General features: G+C 45.7%; 22 protein-coding genes. 13 read left to right on the top strand and 9 right to left on the bottom strand.

What is annotated here, in order from left to right; all coding sequences use genetic code 11:
- Positions 1 to 40 precede the first annotated feature (40 nt).
- The 9 genes from R7P64_RS19680 to vscN form a co-directional block, all read right to left on the bottom strand.
- Positions 41 to 751, bottom strand: coding sequence for a helix-turn-helix domain-containing protein (locus R7P64_RS19680; protein ID WP_021707757.1), 711 nt, complete (start codon positions 749 to 751; stop codon positions 41 to 43).
- A gap of 102 nt (positions 752 to 853) precedes the next feature.
- Entirely contained in the window at positions 854 to 1903 is a 1050-nt protein-coding gene (vscU, locus tag R7P64_RS19675; protein ID WP_005387129.1) for a SctU family type III secretion system export apparatus subunit VscU, read from the bottom strand.
- Positions 1904 to 1918: 15 nt separating this feature from the next.
- Positions 1919 to 2704: a type III secretion system export apparatus subunit SctT gene (sctT, locus tag R7P64_RS19670; RefSeq protein WP_005387128.1), complete on the bottom strand. Its 786-nt coding sequence runs from the start codon at positions 2702 to 2704 to the stop codon at positions 1919 to 1921.
- Positions 2701 to 2967, bottom strand: a complete 267-nt coding sequence (gene vscS, locus R7P64_RS19665) for a SctS family type III secretion system export apparatus subunit VscS (RefSeq protein ID WP_005377227.1) — start codon at positions 2965 to 2967, stop codon at positions 2701 to 2703. The genes sctT and vscS overlap by 4 nt, the downstream gene beginning before the upstream one ends.
- A gap of 13 nt (positions 2968 to 2980) precedes the next feature.
- Positions 2981 to 3631 carry a SctR family type III secretion system export apparatus subunit VscR gene (gene vscR, locus R7P64_RS19660; protein WP_005377232.1) on the bottom strand — a complete coding sequence of 217 codons (651 nt, stop codon included), beginning with the start codon at positions 3629 to 3631 and terminating at the stop codon, positions 2981 to 2983.
- On the bottom strand, positions 3628 to 4596 hold the full coding sequence (gene vscQ / locus R7P64_RS19655; protein WP_213963032.1) for a type III secretion system cytoplasmic ring protein SctQ: 969 nt from the start codon (positions 4594 to 4596) through the stop codon (positions 3628 to 3630). Before vscQ ends, vscR begins: the two co-directional genes overlap by 4 nt.
- Positions 4593 to 5798 (bottom strand): type III secretion system needle length determinant, encoded by a 1206-nt coding sequence (locus tag R7P64_RS19650; protein ID WP_033906162.1) that lies wholly within the window; start codon positions 5796 to 5798, stop codon positions 4593 to 4595. Before R7P64_RS19650 ends, vscQ begins: the two co-directional genes overlap by 4 nt.
- 9 nt (positions 5799 to 5807) lie before the next feature.
- The gene (locus tag R7P64_RS19645) at positions 5808 to 6269 is read right to left on the bottom strand and encodes a type III secretion protein (protein ID WP_005377236.1); all 462 of its coding nucleotides are present in this window, start codon (positions 6267 to 6269) and stop codon (positions 5808 to 5810) included.
- Positions 6266 to 7588, bottom strand: a complete 1323-nt coding sequence (vscN, locus tag R7P64_RS19640) for a SctN family type III secretion system ATPase VscN (protein ID WP_318123862.1) — start codon at positions 7586 to 7588, stop codon at positions 6266 to 6268. The genes R7P64_RS19645 and vscN overlap by 4 nt, the downstream gene beginning before the upstream one ends.
- 185 nt (positions 7589 to 7773) lie before the next feature.
- On the opposite strand from vscN, the gene sctW reads away from it, so the two are divergent.
- The 13 genes from sctW to R7P64_RS19575 all read left to right on the top strand — a co-directional run bounded on the left by sctW (position 7774) and on the right by R7P64_RS19575 (position 18613).
- A complete protein-coding gene (sctW, locus tag R7P64_RS19635) occupies positions 7774 to 8667 on the top strand; it encodes a type III secretion system gatekeeper subunit SctW (RefSeq protein WP_005388156.1) in 894 nt (297 codons plus the stop codon).
- The gene (locus tag R7P64_RS19630) at positions 8648 to 8932 is read left to right on the top strand and encodes a TyeA family type III secretion system gatekeeper subunit (RefSeq protein ID WP_005377239.1); all 285 of its coding nucleotides are present in this window, start codon (positions 8648 to 8650) and stop codon (positions 8930 to 8932) included. The genes sctW and R7P64_RS19630 overlap by 20 nt, the downstream gene beginning before the upstream one ends.
- On the top strand, positions 8919 to 9293 hold the full coding sequence (gene sycN, locus R7P64_RS19625) for a type III secretion chaperone SycN (RefSeq protein ID WP_005377240.1): 375 nt from the start codon (positions 8919 to 8921) through the stop codon (positions 9291 to 9293). Before R7P64_RS19630 ends, sycN begins: the two co-directional genes overlap by 14 nt.
- Complete coding sequence (vscX, locus tag R7P64_RS19620; RefSeq protein WP_005377246.1) at positions 9290 to 9667, top strand: type III secretion system protein VscX; 378 nt, start codon at positions 9290 to 9292, stop codon at positions 9665 to 9667. Before sycN ends, vscX begins: the two co-directional genes overlap by 4 nt.
- A gap of 5 nt (positions 9668 to 9672) precedes the next feature.
- Entirely contained in the window at positions 9673 to 10014 is a 342-nt protein-coding gene (vscY, locus tag R7P64_RS19615) for a type III secretion system chaperone VscY (RefSeq protein ID WP_158156522.1), read from the top strand.
- Positions 9998 to 12124 (top strand): SctV family type III secretion system export apparatus subunit VcrD, encoded by a 2127-nt coding sequence (gene vcrD, locus R7P64_RS19610; RefSeq protein ID WP_086013006.1) that lies wholly within the window; start codon positions 9998 to 10000, stop codon positions 12122 to 12124. Before vscY ends, vcrD begins: the two co-directional genes overlap by 17 nt.
- Complete coding sequence (locus R7P64_RS19605; protein WP_318123860.1) at positions 12124 to 12537, top strand: LcrR family type III secretion system chaperone; 414 nt, start codon at positions 12124 to 12126, stop codon at positions 12535 to 12537. Before vcrD ends, R7P64_RS19605 begins: the two co-directional genes overlap by 1 nt.
- Positions 12538 to 12597: 60 nt before the next feature.
- A complete protein-coding gene (locus R7P64_RS19600; RefSeq protein ID WP_005377254.1) occupies positions 12598 to 12882 on the top strand; it encodes an LcrG family type III secretion system chaperone in 285 nt (94 codons plus the stop codon).
- A gap of 10 nt (positions 12883 to 12892) precedes the next feature.
- Positions 12893 to 14716 (top strand): virulence-associated V antigen, encoded by a 1824-nt coding sequence (locus R7P64_RS19595; protein WP_318119132.1) that lies wholly within the window; start codon positions 12893 to 12895, stop codon positions 14714 to 14716.
- Between the two features lie 12 nt (positions 14717 to 14728).
- Complete coding sequence (gene vcrH / locus R7P64_RS19590) at positions 14729 to 15214, top strand: SycD/LcrH family type III secretion system chaperone VcrH (protein ID WP_005377258.1); 486 nt, start codon at positions 14729 to 14731, stop codon at positions 15212 to 15214.
- Between the two features lie 7 nt (positions 15215 to 15221).
- Complete coding sequence (vopB, locus tag R7P64_RS19585) at positions 15222 to 16421, top strand: type III secretion system translocon subunit VopB (protein WP_005377260.1); 1200 nt, start codon at positions 15222 to 15224, stop codon at positions 16419 to 16421.
- Positions 16422 to 16431: 10 nt separating this feature from the next.
- Positions 16432 to 17436, top strand: coding sequence for a type III secretion system translocon subunit VopD (vopD, locus tag R7P64_RS19580; RefSeq protein WP_005377262.1), 1005 nt, complete (start codon positions 16432 to 16434; stop codon positions 17434 to 17436).
- Between the two features lie 205 nt (positions 17437 to 17641).
- Positions 17642 to 18613 (top strand): TAXI family TRAP transporter solute-binding subunit, encoded by a 972-nt coding sequence (locus tag R7P64_RS19575; RefSeq protein ID WP_017821698.1) that lies wholly within the window; start codon positions 17642 to 17644, stop codon positions 18611 to 18613.
- Positions 18614 to 18715: the final 102 nt, after the last annotated feature.

The raw sequence follows: 18715 nt of genomic DNA, 5'->3' as shown, positions 1-18715 counted from the left end.
GAAAAGACGGAATACTTGTTCCAGAAGACTATTTTAGTGACTATCGGGAAAACTCTCTAGGAGACATACCAAAATGCATTGAAAACCGTCGACTAAACGCGGAAAGGTCACTATAACCAACTCGTTCAGCTATCAACTGAACTGGAAGGTCTGTATGAGTCAGTAGTGCTTTGGCTTTTTCCATACGTTGTAGTGTAATGTACTTATGGACGCTCACTTTTAGCTGCTCTTTAAAAAGCTTTTTAAACTGCGTCGGACTCAAGCAAGCGGCATTCGCTAATGAGGCAATGGTGAGTGGCTGATCAAGCTGCTCCGCGATCACAACCTGTACATCTCGAATACGCAAATCCACGGAGCGAGACCGCTTTTGCTGCTCCAGCAACAGATAGAAGGTTGCAACCATTGAGTTTTCAATTTCATCATTAACCTGATACTCAAGTTGCTTTTCGACAAACTGGATAAAGCTCAGTAGAGGCGGGCTAATCGAAAACACAGCCACACTATTATCCATCAAATGAGTGGGCAAAGTGGTCATATCCGCAACAATAAAGCGTGATGACTCTTCGGCATTAAACCCGTGAGCACAACTTTTGGGGATGACTATGCAGTCGCCAACCGCCACCTTTCCGACATAGCTATCCATATCAATATGTATGTTGCCCTGGAGAGGAAGCACCAGTTGATGATAATCACTATGAGTATGTCGGCTCATACGTTTCGTGTAGGAGCGAATGCTTAAGCTAGATTTCATAAAAACAACATACAGTTAAAGGATACCGCATTATAGCGTTGAAAGTATCGAGGTTGAAAGCTGGGCAGTTGTAAGCCCAGATCTTGAATGGGATGTGGTTTGTTAGTCCGCCTCGGACTCTAACGAAGCCAACCAACGAAGCACTTCCGCAGTTGCCTCAATAAGATCGCTTGGGATGTACTGGTCGACGTTACCGTCGGCGTATAGTGCACGAGCAAGAGGGACTTTTTGCATCACAGGCACGCCTTCCTCTTTAGCGATTGCGACCATACGTTTGGCTACCGCATCGGTTTCCATCAAAGTGATGACGGGCAGGGGCGTTTCGCCTTTCTTGTAATAAAGGCCAACCGCGATATGTGTTGGGTTTGTAACTAATACATTAGAACGTTTAACGTTTTCACGTTGATTAGAGGCTTGTAGCTCTTGGTGTAACTGACGACGTTTGCTTTTTATTTCTGGACTGCCTTCCATCTCTTTGTATTCGCGCTTCACTTCGTCCTTGCTCATTTTGAGCTTTTTCGTGTGATCAAACTTCTGGTACGCAAAATCTGCGGCAGCGATGACGATGAAGCCTACCGAAGAGATAATCATTAATTGTTTAATCATGACGCCAGTAATGGTCGGGACACATTCTAGCCCACAAGTTGGAATTTGCATTAAAGCGTTGATGTTACCGCGTAATGTCACCCAGATAATGCAGGAAAGAAGAGAGACTTTAAGGATCGACTTGATAAACTCAATCACACTCTTAAGGGAAAAAATGCGTTTGGCCCCTTCGACGGGATTGATCTTTTTGATGTCGGGTTTAACGGATTCACCACTAAATAGGAACCCGAACTGCCCCATATTGGAAAAGATGGCGACGAGTGCAGCAACCAGAATAATCGGAGCGAGTAGATAGGCAATTTCTTTTGCGATGGCGATAGCGACATCGACTAGCGCATCTTGGAAACCCTGATAAGCAAGCTTACTTGGTAGGAGAATAAGCGCTGAGATGTGCGACATGTAATAATCGGCGAACGCAAACAGTACAATTATGAGCGCCAAAATTAATGCAGACGATACGATTTCTTGGCTTTTGGCAACCTGACCTTTCTGTCGAGCATCGCGTAACTTTTTTGCGGTGGGTTGCTCTGTTTTTTCTGCACTCATAAAGAATCCTAAGCGTTATTGCCAAATGGTATTGAGTTGTTCTGCGAATCGGGTAATGCCGTAAAACTGTACTTCAAAGTGATCCATCATTATTCCGAGATACACGATCAGTAAAACACTCGCGATGGCACTTTTTATTGGCATGGCAAGGAAAAAAACATTCAATTGCGGTGCAAAACGACTGATAAGCGCCAGACCAAACTCAGCAAGAAACATTGCCAACACTAGTGGAGCGGACATCAACACACCAAGCCACATAAGCTGTTCAAATTGCGCGTAGAAGAAGCTAACCCATGCGTCGCTAACGGTTGGGAAAAAGTCCACGATCGGCCAAGATGTATAGCTTTTGAATAACGCATAGATAAAAGTGACAAAGCCACCGCCAGAGAAGAACAGGGTAATCAGCGTTTGGGTTAGTAATACCGCTGTTGGTGTGGATTGTGAGCCTAGCGTTGGGTTAAACATACTTGCCATGGCAGCCCCACGTTGGTTGTCGACCAGAAAACCGGCCGCTTCTATCGCCCAAAAGGGGATAGCAGCAACAAACCCTATCAATAGCCCAATTAATACCTCCTTACCCAAAATCATTATCAGCCAAATGCCGTCGGTTTCTGCAGGCAAGGTTTGCTGATTAATCATCGGAAATATAAACAGTGCGAGTGAGCAAAGCACACCATTTCTCACCATGGTGCCGCCTAACATTTGCTTGCTCAAAATAGGCAAAAAGATGAAGCATGCCATTAACCGAGGTAACGTCAGGCTGTACAAAAATAAAGCCTGGTGTAAGTCGTGATAACTCATCGTATTTGAGGAATTTTATCCATAGCAAGCGAGGCGAAGGCGTGGAGCTCTGCCCCTAGCCATTGCGTTGTGACGAACAGCGTAATAATGACCGCGATAAGCTTGACCACAAAGCCTAACGTTTGTTCTTGGACCTGAGTTAACGCCTGAATAAGCGACACCAATGTACCAACCAATGCTGCGACTAAAATCGGCGGTAATGACAAGTACAACACTAGGGTTAATGCTTGAGTCGTGAAATGAATGATTTCAGCAGAATGCATACTTTCTCCGTGATTAACCGTAACTCAACACTAAGCCGTGGGTGAGCTTTGTCCAGCCGTCAAGCAAGACAAAAAGCAACAATTTGAAGGGGAGGGAAATCGTCATTGGCGATACCATCATCATCCCCATCGCGAGTAGGATATTCGACACAATTAGGTCAATAGCGATGAACGGTAAGTACAACAGAAAGCCAATTTCAAAAGCGCGAGTAAGCTCGCTGACGGTAAATGCGGGCAGTAAGAGCAATAAGCTGTCCGACTCTAAACGGTCTACGTACTTCTGTGGCCACAATGTGCGTGCAGCATCAGTGAAGAATATGGCTTCGGTTTCCCGAATATGCTTTTTCAAAAATTCTCGATAAGGCTGTAAACCGCTTTCAATGAGGCCTTCTACACTTGCAGAATCTTCAAGGGAGATATCATGCTGCTTTACATAGTCGTAGGTTTCAAACCCGACGGGAGCCATGATGAAAATTGACAAAATAATAGCCAATCCGTAAAGCGCCATATTCGGCGGAATTTGCTGTACACCGAGAGCGTTACGCAACAGTGAGAATACAACGGCGAGTTTCACAAACGACGTCGCCATCATGGCGATAAATGGGATCAGTGCCAGCAGTGCTAAGCTGACAATGAGATTGAGCTCGTCGGGTAACTGGATCATGCTGGCTCCTGCGTGCCACCGAACAGCTCCAGTACGCGCACACCTAAATGTTCGTTAACATTAACCAGTTCACACTCACCAATGATTTTGCCGTTGGCACGCAATGTTACCGGCTTAGATACAGGCTGGTTTAGCTCGAATACGTACCCTGGCTGAAGCTGGTTAAGCTGCTCTAGCGTGATGGTTTGATGGCCGATATCAAACGTGAGTTCCACAGGCAGTTGCTGGTGGTCGGTTAACATTTCTGAAGTGTTTACGTCATTCATATTGGTTTCTTTTTCCATAATGTGAAGAGTTTGGTCATCCAGTTGGCAGCGCCAGAGATTCTGGTTAGATACTTGAAAAATGGCTTGTTGCTTGGCGATGTAACCATCGTCAAAAAAGATGACATCTCCCAGCTCGATCGAATTAAATTCGCTTAACGTCAAATGGGTCCTTCCAAGACTTAACCACACAGGTAAAGCGAGGTGTCGAGCTTGTAGAGCAGCGCTGTTTGGTAGCGCATCCAACAACACGTCTGATCCTTCGCTAACCCACAAACAAAGAGAGCCGTTAGGCTTATTGAGGGTTAACATTAAAGTATGCTCTTGGGCCGGGCTCGCCTCGAACGGCTGTAGTTGACTAAGAATGGGTAACTGACCAAATAACGCTTTGATTGCCTCACTATGCGGTTCTATCTGTGAGCTCAAAAGTGCTAACTGGAGGGAGTTAGGCAGGGACTCAAACGCAGTAGCATTTAAGGTCGATTTCAGCCAATGTTGGAGCTGCGCACGAGAAAAGTCTACTTGTAGGGTTTGCCCTCCAATCAACGTGGTTAAACGGAACCCTTCAAATGAAGGGATTTGAGCAACAGTAATCGATACGCTCTGACCATCAGTCCCTTGGAAGTGGCACTGTTTTGCACAAAGTTGATTGCTGAGCGCGATACTTTCTGCATCCACTTTGGGTATTATTAACGGTGTCATAGGTCATTCTCCGCTTGCCATTCTTCATACACGCTGCGTTGTTGGCGTGAGTGTTGTTGTTCATGTTGTTGTTGATCGAGCTGTTGAGTTTGTTCGCTGATCGCTAAGCGAAGTGGCTGCTCACCACCGAATCGGTTTAGCCGTTCAGCAAGATCTTGTCTAGCTTGCTGGCTAATAATGGAAAGGGCATGCTCTTGTCGAATCGTCACGCTATACCCTTGAGCGTCCAACTTGATGTGGATTTCGCCACCTTTTAATTGTCCTTCACTTAGAAACAGCCGAACCTCTTTGTTGTCCGATGCGGTTGGCAGAGCAACATAGATTTTATCCACCAATTGCTGGAGTAATTGGTTTACGTCTCGCGTTGGGCTTGGTTGAGCCTGCGAAGCAACACTTTTTAGGATGACATCGCCTTGTGTTACCGCACTTGCAAGGGGTTGAGAAGGCACTTTTTCTTCATCCGTTTTAACGGCGACTAGTGCGCTTTTCGTCACGATTTTTTCAAGAGGCTTGGTTTCAGGCAGGCCACCAGTTTGGTCTGATCGTTTGCCTGTATTCTGTAGCGGCGGAGTTGCACGCTTATTGTGCGTTTTTTCAGTTTGCCTTTTCGTTAAGCCAACAATGTTAATCCCATCTTGAGCGAGCTCTGTCGCTGTCGCATTTTGGGGGAGCAAGCCAGATTCAAGCGTAGAGAGATACTCCGGCGAGGTATGTTTATCCATCGGCGTCGGTTTATCATCTTTCAAATGAGCTTGAAAGTGAGGATCAACACGCTCGGTAGAAGGGGAGCTTAGAACTGTGTCGCCATCGCTTTTTCCATCATGTTTAAGCAATTTATTGTTTTTGCTAATTATTTCTTCGCTATTTGCTGCGTCGTCTTGCGATTTCTCTATATCTCTCTTACTGACGACGTCACTTTGACCTTTTAAAGTGGAGATGTTTTTGTCAGCGTTGGCTTCTTGGTTCGATAGGTTAAGTTTCTTATCTAGACCTTGAGATGTCTTATGCCTTAGCGGTATGTCTTCTTCGCCAGTATGATTTTTTTGGGGATTCCCAACGATAGACTCCTTTCCCTTGCTAGGCTTCTTCGTCATTGCATGCTCGAATTGTGATTGAAGCTCGGCCTCCTTCTCGAGAGGCGCTTGTTCCGGCGTTGATTTGTGCAGCGTATTCGATGTTTCAGTTGTTGGGGTAATGCGCATAGTGAACCTTTAGATAATGTCGACAGTGCGAAACTCTTCCTGTTCGAGTTCTTCTTGGTATTGCCTTTCTCGCGATTTTTCCGCGACTTCTTGTTGCTGCAACTGAACGAATTTTTCTTTGGTTTTATGGGCTTGTCGCGCCTCTTTTTGCTTTTCTTTAAGTGCCGAGCGTTCGATTTCAAGCGCTTTTTTTGACTCGGCCACACGTTGTTTAAGTTCGGCTTCTCTCTCTCTTAACAACGCGATTTCTTGTCTTAATGTTTCCAGCTCTTTAAGAACGAGCGTTTGTTGTTTTGCTTTAGCAAAACGTCGCTCTTCTTCTTCCTGGCGCCAAACGTGATAGTCCGCGACAGAACGTTCGGCCTTTTGAACCTGTGCTGCGGCGTTTGACACTCGGTATTCTTGACGCTTGACGGCTTTATCCGCACGGTCAGCGCGAATTTTTTTGATTTCTAATAAGCGTTCTATCATTGTTTCGCCATCCCTTTAAGTTGAGCGATAGCGCCATCAAGATCGCTTAGTTCATGAGTGCCTTGGCGTAAAAAGGCGCGTATATCATCACTTTGTGCAATGGCCATATCCGCTCGGCTATCTGCGCCATGTTGGTATTCGCCAATTTTGATTAGCAGTTCAACTTCTTCATACTTAGCTAACATTTCGCGAATATGAGCAGCAGACGCCTGATGATCGGATTCAACGATTTGATTCATCACTCGGCTTGCTGAGCGAAGTACATCAATGGCGGGATAATGGTTCATTGCCGCAAGTTTGCGCGAGAGAATGATGTGCCCGTCTAAAATTGAGCGAGTTTCATCCGCGACAGGCTCCGTCATGTCGTCACCTTCCACCAACACGGTGTACAGTGCCGTAATTGATCCTTTGTCTGATTGTCCAGCTCGTTCCATCAGCTTTGGCAAAGCGGCAAAAACAGAAGGCGGATAGCCACGTCGTGTTGGTGGCTCGCCTGCGGCTAGTCCAATCTCCCTCTGTGCGCGGGCGAAACGCGTTACAGAATCCATCAGCAGTAGCACGCGTTTACCTTGGTCACGAAAATATTCTGCGATAGAAGTGGCAACAAAGGCGGCTTTGGCGCGCTCCATTGCTGGGCGATCAGAGGTAGCGACCACTAAAACCGATTTGGCCATTCCTTCTTCGCCTAGGTCATGCTCAATAAACTCGCGCACTTCGCGTCCACGTTCACCAATCAAAGCGAGAACGGTCACGTCAACTTCTGCGGAGCGAATCAGTTTTGCCAGTAGGGTACTTTTACCCCCGCCAGCCGCTGCAAAAATACCCATGCGCTGACCTTCACCACAGGTCAGTAGCCCATCAATGGATCGAACGCCAAGAGAGATTGGCTTTTCAATCAGTTTACGTTGCATTGGTGGTGGCGCATCGCGATAAACAGGATACCAAGCACTTGGTTCCTGACTTTGCGTACCATCGAAAGGACGCCCAAGCCCGTCAAGCGTTGTACCTAACAGGTGGTCGCCAACACCCACTTCGTGCATTTTGCCCATTGGGCTTACTTCTGTATTTGAGGAAATCCCAAACATATTTCCTAACGGGGTGAGCAAAGCGTGATGCTGCTGGAAGCCAACCACTTCCGCTAACAAAGACAGAGTTTGATCGGGATTACGCAACTCACACAGTTCACCTACACGAACGCCAGGGACGACAGCTTTGATAATGGTGCCGGTGACTTGTGTAACGCGCCCGCGAATTTGGATCAAACGCGTCTGTTTAATCGCAGATTGTTGGATATCAGTGATGTATGAGAAATCGTTCAAGGTAAAAATATGCGCAATGATTGATGCTGAGAGGATAGAAAGTATAAGAATCAATTTATAGTGAATATCAGTCGGGAGTTTTTAGAAAACTGAAAGCGCACTAAAAAAACACGTCTGATTTTGACAGCTTCAAAAAAGCGCACTTCCTATAATTCGCCTGTATTGTGCGGAAGGAGTGCAAGTGAATGAGTATTATCAACAATCATATCGCAACAAATCCAAAGTTTGATGCGTCTATCCAAAACGGGTTGGAATCGTCTCGCCCCGACGTTTCACAAAAAGGCAATTATCGCGGTGAAACCGTCCGTGTTCACAATGCCACACAATCACTTTTTGATGCGATGGAAGAACTCACTTCACTCGGTTCCGAAAAAGCAGAGAAAGATCTGACCAAGCGCAAAGTGAAAGACAGTGGTGTTCGAGTTAATGAAGCACATGAACTCGTTTCGGACTATTTAAGAAAAGTCCCTGATCTTGAAAAGAATCAAAAGATCAAAGATTTGGCTACAAAAATGGCGGGAGGAAATATCTCGACCATCGCGCAATTACAAGCCTACTTGAATGGGTTTTCCGAGGAGAAAAGCCATCAATACCTCGCCCTAAAAGCCGTTAAAAAGTTTTTGAGTGCGAGTCCAGAAAGTAAACACCTACTAGCGCTGATTGACCAAGCACTTCTAAGAATCGAGCAAAACCCAGATACATGGTCTCAAATTGATACGGAAATCCGTGTCTCAAATTTTGCTGATGAATACAGCCAAGAGCAAGAGTTTAGCTCTTTGCATCAGCTGCGCGGCTTCTACCGCGATACCGTTCATAGTTATCAAGGGCTCGGCGCGGCTTATCAAGATGTAGTGGCGCGCTTTGGTGAGCAGGAGGTATCGACTGCTGTTGACTTTATGCTGCAAGGCATGAGTGCAGATCTTAGTGTTCAAGGTAGCAGTATCGATTCGGTTAAGTTGCAGTGGTTGATGTCCGATATGCAAAAACTCAAAACTCTAAATACGTTGCAAGATCGTGTGAATCAGCTGTTCCAAATGTTTAAACCGGAAAGGACGAATTATGGCTTATCAAGTTTCTAATTTGATGGCTGATGTGATTGCGTTGGTAGAGCAGCGATGGGTAAGCAGTGATGAGATATGGAAAGTCGCCAACGCAATGGAATTGACGGCGGTAGAACAAAAAATCGATTTTTTTCGAGAGTTCCATAAGTTAGTTCGCGCAATCCCAATTGACGTATTCGCCGATGAAGAACAACGACAGAATTTAATCCAAGCGGTACAAAAGGCGCTAGACGAAGCCATTGATATAGAAGAAGAGGAAGCGTGGGAAGATGAGTTGGATTGATGCATCCGTCGATGAATTTTGCCGAGGAATGGGGCTCGATGCCGTCGATTTCTCATCAGCTGGACGGGTGCAGCTGGATTTTGAGCAAAGTGGTACGCTGCATATTGAGCGACAGGGTGAGCAGTTATTCTTGATGTTGTCTCGAGCGTTATCTTGGCATCAAACCAGTGACATTATTCAAAGTGCACTGTGTTTGTGTCATGCCGATCAAGGCTGGCCTTTCGAAATTAAAACCGGCTTGTTAGATGAACAAACTCTGGTTTTTTCAGCAAGGCTAAAAGGAGAAGAAGTAACACTTCCGACCTTAGAGCAAGCGTTTACGCTTTTGGCTCGTCTACATAACGATGTGGCAGGCTCATGACTCGAGTCAGCACTTTAAACGTAGGCATCGAAGCCTTTACGCATGTTACTCATAGTGAAGTTAAGGCCGATTTCCCAGAGCGATTTCAATTGCTTCCTGATGGTCAGGCGGTCGCTACTCATTTAGAGAAGCTCTATGACCTCCGGCCTTCAGACCAATATCTCATCGCGTTAACTAAGCCCAAGCTGCTGCACTCAGAGTTGTTGCGTCCAGAAAAATACCGTCAACAATTTGATGAAACGTTAGCTCAGCTGCAAGTTCTTGCACAGGATTCAGGCTCCGCTTCTTTTATCAAAGCATCTGAAACGCTACAAAGTACACAACTTGATCAGCGTTACCTCACTATGGCGCTCAATCTCCTTATCCAGGTCTAACCAACATGTTGAGATCCAAAGACATTGAACTCTTACTTGTTCACGCTGCGCTACAAGTTCAATACCAAAAGCCAGAGCATGCCATTTCTATTCTCGATGCGGTTCTAGAAATAGAACCGCATCACAAAGAGGCGATGCAAACACTTGCTGTGGCGTGTTTACAAAGTGGTCGATATACCCGGACGATTGAGGTGTGTGAGCACTTATTAAAATCCGACCTTCATCCTGACTCGGCAGGACTCTGGTTTTGTTTAAGCCAAGCGCGTTGGAAACAAAATGACGTCGATGGGGCACGCCAAGCGCACCGACGCTATCTGCAATCTTTAAATAGTGAATCACATGAATAAGTTGATCGATATTCTAAACAAAGTAGGGCAACGCAAAGACATCATGCTTGCGGTGATGTTACTCGCGATCGTCTTTATGATGATATTGCCACTTCCTACCGCACTGGTGGATGTGCTGATTGGCACCAACATGAGCATTGCGGTGGTGCTGCTTATGTTAGCGATTTACATCACCACGCCACTTGAGTTCTCTGCATTTCCTGCGGTGCTATTGATCACGACATTGTTTCGTCTGTCTTTATCTATCACGACAACCCGCTTGATCTTGCTACAAGGCGATGCTGGTCAAATCGTTTATACATTCGGTAACTTCGTTGTGGGCGGTAACTTAGTGGTCGGTATTGTTGTGTTCCTGATCATTACCATTGTTCAGTTTATGGTGATCACCAAAGGCTCAGAAAGGGTAGCAGAAGTTAGTGCGCGCTTCTCACTCGATGCGATGCCTGGTAAGCAGATGAGTATTGACGGTGACATGCGTGCTGGAGTAATTGACGTACACGAAGCTAGGCACCGACGATCACTGATTGAAAAAGAAAGCCAAATGTATGGCTCGATGGATGGCGCGATGAAGTTCGTTAAAGGCGACTCCATTGCGGGTCTGGTCATCATTGTGGTCAACATCTTAGGTGGCGTCACGATCGGGGTAACGCAAAAAGGCATGAGTGCTTCTGAAGCACTTGAGTTATTTGCGATTTTGACCGTTGGTGATGGTTTGGTGTCGCAGATCCCGGCACTCTTTATCGCGATTACCGCCGGTATTATCGTGACGCGTGTTTCTCATGAAGACTCTTCTGATCTTGGATCGGATATTGGTGGGCAGGTGATTGCTCAGCCACGAGCACTTCTTATTGGTGGTGTGCTTTTGGTGCTGTTCGCACTCATCCCTGGGTTTCCAAAAATCACTTTTCTGGTCTTGGCCGCCGTGGTTGGTGGTGGTGGTTTCTTCCTTTTCTATCAACAGAAAAAACAAGCGGAATCAGATAGCACCGACTTATCAAGCTTTGTTTCGCAAGGGGCCGGTTCGCCAGCAGCGAAGCCAAGCAAACCCACGCCTTCTAGAAACAGCAAAGGTAAGTTAGGTGAGCAAGAAGAGTTCGCCATGACGGTCCCGCTGTTGATTGATCTTGACGCGAGCCTTCAGGAAAGCTTGGAAGCGGTCGCATTAAATGAAGAGCTAGCAAGGGTTAGACGCGCACTATATCTTGACCTAGGCGTGCCTTTCCCAGGCATCCACCTGCGCTTTAACGAGGGGATGCAAAATGGCGAGTACTTAATTCAGTTACAAGAAGTCCCGGTTGCACGAGGACGAATTGTTAAAGACCAACTCTTGGTGACAGAAGGGAATGAACAGATCGATTTATTAGGCGTGCCTTATGAGCAAGATGAAGATTTTCTACCTGGTATTTCTAGCATTTGGGTGGCGCAGAGTTATGAGCAAAAACTCGTAGCCAGTCATGTCGGTTTTCTCACACCCGACAGGATTTTAACGTACCACTTGTCTCATGTTCTCAAGGAGTACGCACAAGACTTTATTGGTATTCAGGAGACGCGTTATCTGTTGGAGCAGATGGAAGGCAGTTATTCGGAGCTAGTCAAAGAGGCCCAGCGTATTGTTCCGTTGCAAAAAATGACGGAAATCTTGCAACGCTTGGTTTCTGAAGACATTTCTATCCGAAACCTTCGCGTGATCTTGGAAGCGATGGTTGAGTGGGGCCAAAAAGAGAAAGATGTTGTACAGCTGACGGAGTACATTCGTTCCAGCTTAAAACGTTACATTTGCTACAAATACGCAAGCGGACAAAACATGTTGCCCGCTTACTTATTGGATCAAAATCTCGAAGACACAATACGCAGCGGTATTCGTCAAACCTCAGCAGGGAGTTACTTGGCGTTAGACCCGTCAGTAACGCAACAATTTGTCAGTGATGTGAAACAGACCATTGGTGACTTAAGCCGCATGCCGAATAAACCTGTGCTAGTTGTGTCTATGGATGTACGCCGATATGTGCGAAAGCTTATTGAATCGGAATACTACGATCTGCCCGTTTTGTCATTTCAAGAACTAACCCAGCAAATCAATATTCAGCCACTTGGAAGGGTGGGGATGTAATGAAAACAAAACTAATACTCTCGCTGGCGCAAGCGGGGATCGAAGTGACGCCATACTTTTGGCAACAAAGTGAAATTCAACTTGGTTATCGAATTGAAGTTGAGGGCTTAGAGCTCGTTTTTCGGGTGGAGGACGGTGAAATCATCATCGTTCTTCTGAAACGCGTTCGTCCAAAATTGGGGTTGAGTAACCCCTTTTCCGGCTTATTTCTCTTGGCTGAACATGCCATTCAACTTTATCCCTCCGATTGGGTCATTCGCGGCAACGTCGATGTGTTACGTGGTAGCAACATGAGCAGCCAGCGATTGGCACAGTTCTATCTAAAAGCATGCGGTGCAAGCCATGATGAGCTAGAAGACTGGTACTGTTTACGCCTAGCAGATTATAGACCTTTGAAAAAGTTGAAAAAGTAAAAACTCGCGACTGTTACTGACAGCACCGATGAGATGACCCGCTTTAAGATAGGAATCAAGATGAAGCAACCGTTTACCGATGCGATTGAGAACGCTGAGCTTGCCATTAGAAAAGCTGAAGACAGAACCGATATTTTTAACGAGCTATTGGAAGGCTTAGGTGTTGGTCCTGTTGCGGGTGATGTTTTACTTGGCGGCATAAAAGCACCAGTAGATACCATGAAACGTGCAGAGCAAGAGCTAATAGACGAAGTCCAGCGCCGCCGGCAACAACAAACTCAGCTACAAGGTACGTCAGGTAAACGCAGAAAGCGTCCCACAGTGATGCGCGGCATGATGATTTAGAGGTTTGGAAATGACGAATATGAAAACGACTGGCTCTACGACAGGAGCAACAGACACAGCTGCGAGTAGTGCACCATTACCCACTTTCCAACAAAACTTGATAGAGGCATGTCCCCCTGTACTGGGTGAAGCAGAGACTCAGCAACTTGCCTCTCTAATCTCTTCATTGCCAACTATCTCGGGACAAACGGAATCACAAAGCATCGCGCTTTATGTTGATACACTTGAAAGCCTAAAAGCGAAAAATAACGCGTTTGCTGGTATATCATTGACCGACACCGCATCTGTTTGGATAAAGTCGCTACAACGTGCTAACTCAGATGGCGAATTAACCGCAGCCGAGTTTAATGCTCAAACAAACCAAACGCTATCAAATCAGTTTCAGGCTTGGTTTAGTAAGTTACTGACGGAAAACGTAGATAGCTCGTTGTCTACTGAGTTTGTTAGTCAATTTAATCTGGGCACTCAGAGTAACCAAGCGGAGCAGATCGCCAACCTCTCCGAGACAGGTCTGGCTAATGCCACCAAAGAAATTTCTCTTTTTGTTGCAGAGCTTGCTAATCAAATGGGCTCCCGTGAAGTGAGAGATGCTTCTATTTCTTTTCTTCGCAATGCCTTTAGTAGCTTAGGTTCCGCTAATCTCGCGCAACTGAAGAGCTCGGATTTTCTGTTGACTAAAGAGAGTTTCGCTCTTCAAGTCTCAGCTCAATTAAAAAGTAGTTTTCAAGGCATCGGTATTACTTTAAGCACCGATGACGCAAGTGCGCTAGCTAGCAGAATTACCTGGACTCCTGGTATTTCTAAACAGCAGCTTAAAGAAGCGTTAGATGAAATGGCCGCTCAAGTGAAAGGCCAATATAGCGCAGCTTATGGTGAGGCGAGTGGAACGAACAATCTAAAAGCAGCACTTAATACTGTCATTGGTGGAACTGAGCCTTTGACCCTTTCTAGTCTGTTCGCCAACTTCGCGGTGAGTTTAACAAATATAGAAATCGACGACTTTTACCAGGACAGCGCGATAGCCGATGTCCAAAAGACACAAATAACGGCAGCTCAAGTTAATTTGATCAAAGAAAACACCGAACGAGATATCCGATTACAGTTTGAAAAAATAGTAAAAGGTGAATCTACCGGGGCTTCATTTACTGAGCGATACGAGGCATTGCGCAAAAACTTAGGGGCATTGAAAGAGCGTCTACTCAATATCACCGACAAAGAGAAAGCGGATCGCGAGGTGAGAGCAGAACACTCTCTAACGGCTCGTGATTTGTTGGCCGTTGTTGAGTCCAGCATTGGAGACCGTTTTGATGAGCAAGTGCTGCTTGCACTAAATGAGCGTCGTGTTAACCGTTTAGAGAAACGTAATGACCAGAAAGAGGCATTAGAGGATCTCACAATACAGCTTAAAGTTTTTGGTGTTGTGCAATCAAAAATTCACTCTACGCAAAGTGTTGATGGGGTTTATAAACCGGGATATCCAGAAAGTAACTTCAAAGCGAGTGACTTTAACTACAGCAATCAAACGGATTTTGAAGCTTCACCTGAGTACAAGTATTTGACGGATAATAAGATAACCAACCATCGAGACTTCCTTCAAACACAAGGTATTACTATCGGTGATGGTGCGTCGTACCAAGACGAAGAGAAGTCGAAAAAACTGTCTAATTTTTCTAGTTCTGTCAGTGCTAAATCCAAGCTGCTTAACGATGAAGTGCAAATCAAAACCACTGAGCTGAACGACACCAGTTCTCAATACAACTCGACCGTTGAAGCGATGAACAAGTTTGTTCAGAAGTACCACAGTATTTTACAAGAAATCCTACGAGCCATTTAAGGATAACCAACCATGACTAAAACAAACGCGACCGATCCATCCCAAATGCAAGCAGAAGAGCTGCTGTCTTTTCTGGAAGAGGGAGGCACGCTAAAAATGTTGCACGATGTGTCTCAGGACACCATCGAACACATTTATGCCGTAGGTTACAACTTTTTCCAATCGGGAAAGATTGAGCAAGCAGCGAAAGTATTTCAATTACTCAGCATGCTTGATCATTATCAGGCGCGATTTTTCATTGGCCTTGGCGCGGCTCGTCAGGAGTTGGGTGAGTATCTGCAGGCAATAGACGCCTACAGCTACGCAGCGCTAGTGGACGTAAATGATCCACGCCCACCTTTTCACTCTGCTGAATGTCACCTGAAACTGGAACAACTGACAGAAGCAGAGAGTGGGTTTTATAGCGCGAAGGAGATGTCTGCCGGAAAATCACAATATGCAGATTTGCATGAGCGTGCAGGCATCATGTTAGAAGCGGTGAGAAATAAAAAGGAGTAATTAGACTATGAGTTCTATTGCACTTGACCGCATCCAGACACAGGTTTATAGCCCTGAATCTGGCCAAGCCACGTTAGATAATGTGCAGAAAACGGCGTCTACAGCGACGCCTTCTGTGACGGTAGAAAACGTGAAGAGTAAAGATGCAGATGTACTGAACACCGGAAAAGTAAAAGTTCAGTTAGATGCACCTAACGCAGCTGTTAGTGACAAAGTGAATGATTTGACGCTAAAAGCCATGGCACAGCTGCAAAAGATCGTCGATACCATTGCAAAATCTCTCCATGCAGTTGCAGACCAAACAGGTTCGATTGCCGTCAAAATCATCGCAGGATCTGCTGATGATTTTGAAGTAGAGCTTGCTGCTATCACGGATAAACTGAAAAGTGCTCAAAACGAGCTGAAAATTCAGGAAGTGAAGGTCGCAAAAGCTAAACACGAAAAAGAGATGGTGGAAAACCAAGACAAAATCAAAGAATCGGAAGCCGCTGCAAAAGAAGCCCAAAAATCAGGCTTAGCAGCGAAGATCTTTGGTTGGATCAGTGCGGTGGTTTCTATTGTTGTTGGTGCCGTAATGGTGGCAACGGGTGTTGGTGCAGCAGCCGGTGCACTTATGATCGCTGGTGGCGTTATGGGAGCAGTGAGCATGGCGTTGCAAGAGCCAGCCGTTCAAGATGCGCTAAAAGAAGCGGGCGTAAATGTCGATGTGCTAAACAAAGTCGTAATGGCATTAGAAATCGCCGTCGCGGTTATCGGAGCTGTTGTGACGTTTGGTGGTGCAGCAGCTGGCGGTATCGCGAAACTTGCAGCGAAAGGTGCTGGTAAGGTAGCTCAAAAGGTCACGGAAATCGCTACGAAAGCCGCTGCAAACATGGCGAAAGTGGCGGATATGGGCACAAAAGCTGCGACAACAACAGCGAAAGCGATTCGTTATGGCGCAGAAACCGTCGATCTTGCCGTCAACGTGGGTAAAGGCGCAACGGACAGTGTCCACGCTGCTAACAATGCTCACGTGACAGAGATTCAGGCTGATATCACAGACCTTCGAGCCAAAATGACGTTAAGCCAGGCTGTCATTGATAAGCTCAAAGAAGAGATTGGTAAGTTGATGGAAGACTTCCAAGAGCTGATGAGCCTCATCATGCAAATGATTCAAGCGAAAAGTGAAACTATGCAAACGGTGTTAAGCCGTCCTGCAACGGTATAAGGAGTTTATTATGCTAGATAAAGTAGGCGGAACGGGTCGTGGTGAACTATACGGTTTAGGCGATACCATTAAAACCAACAAAGCAGAAAAAGCACCGGAAACAAAGCTTGAAGCGGGCGCCGTTAAAAGCCAAAGTGAGTCAGGTGTTTCTGGTGCAGCACGCTACCAGTTAGAGACACCTAAAGCTCCTACAGTGAGTAACCAAGCTCAAGTTGTTGCAAACCTAATGAGCGCTCTTGCACCGACGGTGAGCTCATTAATGAGCACAACGATGAAAGCGCTTAACGGTGAGGAGGTGATCAAGTCACCATCAGATGCGGTATCACAATCGTTGACGCTATTAACATTGTTGTATCAAGTATCAAAGCTGAGCCGTGAGCAACAAGTGCTACAACGTGAAATTGCTGTTGAAGCAAACGTCGCGAGTTTAGAAAGCCAAGCGGCAGAACTAAACAACTCGGCAAGCGCGATGATCGCGATGGCAGTCGTTTCGGGTGTACTAGCGGGTGCTACCGCAATTATTGGTGCCCTTGGTTCTTTCAAAGCAGGGAAAGAAATCAAGAATGAAATGGCGAGCAATAATGTACTTAAAACGCAAAAAGCTGGCTTCGATCAAGCAGAAGAGTTATTAAATAACAATAGCTTGTCTAAAACGCAGCAAGATCAGGTTAAGCGTGCGCACTCACTAGCGAAAGACAATATCGCAGACACGACAGCGCAGCTGACAAGTGGTGGCCGTAAGTTCGATAAGTTGATGAGCTCAAACCAAGCGAAGAACGCGATTCTTCAAGCTTTGGGCCAGATGGCAAACTCAGCATCGAATGTAGAGCAAACCAAAGCGCAAGCGCGCAGCAAAGATGATGAAGTACAAGCGACTCGCGCACAAGCAGCCAAACAGAAAGCCGATGAAAACATTGGTTTCCAAGAAGGCTTATTGAAAGAACTACGTGACTTGTTCCGATCTATCTCAGATAGCCAGAACCAAGCGTGGCGAGCATCAGTCCCAACGGTGTAACCATCCGTTTCACTAACTACAAAGCGTTGTTTATACAACGCTTTTTTTATGGGATAAAAGTATAAACGCTATTTATCAGCAGGTTAAGTTGATAAAAAAGTATATATCTATAAATCAACCTCCAAGGATGAGAACTCAAACGTTATCAAATTGTTAACGGTTGCTATACTTAAACGGTCATCAACACAAGTAAAAGGGATGTTCAATGTTTAAGTTTAAGCAAATCGCACTTGCGGCTTCTTTGGCGGCACTCACAACAGGCTTTTCTGCGTCTGCGGAGGAAACGTTTGTCACGATTGGTACCGGTGGCGTAACAGGGGTTTATTATCCGACTGGTGGCGCTATTTGTCGCTTGGTTAACAAATCGCGAGAAGATCACGGTATCCGTTGTTCGGTAGAAAGTACTGGGGGATCGATTTATAACATCAACACTATTCGTGCTGGTGAATTGGACCTCGGTATCGCGCAATCAGACTGGCAGTATCATGCTTACAAAGGAACCAGTAAGTTTGAAGAAAGCGGGCCTTTTAAAGAGCTACGCGCCGTATTCTCCGTTCATCCAGAACCGTTTACTGTCGTTGCACGTAAAGACGCGAACATCAAAACTTTTGATGATTTGAAAGGTAAGCGCGTTAACATTGGTAATCCTGGTTCTGGTCAGCGAGGTACTATGGAAGTGCTAATGAACCAGTATGGTTGGAGTAACGACGACTTTAAGCTTGTCTCTGAGTTAAAAGCAGCAGAGCAATCAAAAGCACTTTGTGATAACAAAATTGATGCGATGATTTATACCGTTGGTCACCCAAGTGGAGCGATTAAAGAAGCCACTACGTCGTGTGATAGTAATATCGTAACGGTAGCTGGACCTAATGTAGAAAAACTGGTTGCAAACAACAGCTTCTATCGTGTCGCAAATGTCCCAGGTGGTATGTATCGTGGCACAGATAGTGATGTTCAAACCTTTGGTGTGGGCGCGACGTTTGTTTCTTCTACTGCGGTACCAGAAGATGTGGTTTATAACGTGGTTAAAGCGGTATTTGAAAACTTCGATGATTTCCGCCGTCTCCACCCAGCGTTTGCAAACTTGAAGAAAGAGGAAATGGTAAAAGACGGTTTATCTGCGCCTCTTCACCCAGGTGCGCTCAAATACTACAAAGAAGTAGGGCTGATTAAGTAAGCGTTACTTTCTCTTATTATTGATGTAAAACGCCATCTTTCTCGATCAATGCCACTCGTTTAACCGCGAGTGGCATATTTCTATTTCTCGTCATCCTGTACA

The sequence above is a fragment of the Vibrio sp. 2304 genome (assembly GCF_033339475.1).
In the GTDB taxonomy this organism is placed as follows: domain Bacteria; phylum Pseudomonadota; class Gammaproteobacteria; order Enterobacterales; family Vibrionaceae; genus Vibrio; species Vibrio alginolyticus.
The sequence above is the reverse complement of the archived record's forward strand: the minus strand, read 5'-3'. Positions and strand labels throughout refer to the sequence as shown.